Below are 232 nucleotides of genomic sequence, written 5' to 3' on the forward strand. Positions count from 1 at the left end.
TCGGTTGAGTGAGGGAATCACTCGCGCCTGCTGCTAAGCACTGCTTTTGATTACCCTCTGTTGCAGAGGCGGTCAAAGCAATAATAGGCACTCTGGTGCAGTTCGGATGTTGGCGGATTTGTTTGATCAGTCTTAGTGCGTCCATTTTGGGCGTTGTGGAAATGTTAATCACCACTAAAGCAGGAGGTTGGGTTGGGATGAGCGCGATCGCGCTTTCTCCCGTCTTGGCAAT

The 232-nt window shown here is 50.9% G+C and carries 1 protein-coding gene; it reads right to left on the reverse strand.

All coding sequences use genetic code 11. The annotated features are described in order from the left end of the window. Positions 1 to 232: response regulator (locus R0J92_RS27095; RefSeq protein ID WP_411053959.1), on the reverse strand; the 232-nt coding region annotated here is incomplete at both ends.

Source organism: Tritonibacter sp. SIMBA_163, from assembly GCF_046535935.1.
Lineage (GTDB): Bacteria > Pseudomonadota > Alphaproteobacteria > Rhodobacterales > Rhodobacteraceae > Epibacterium > Epibacterium scottomollicae.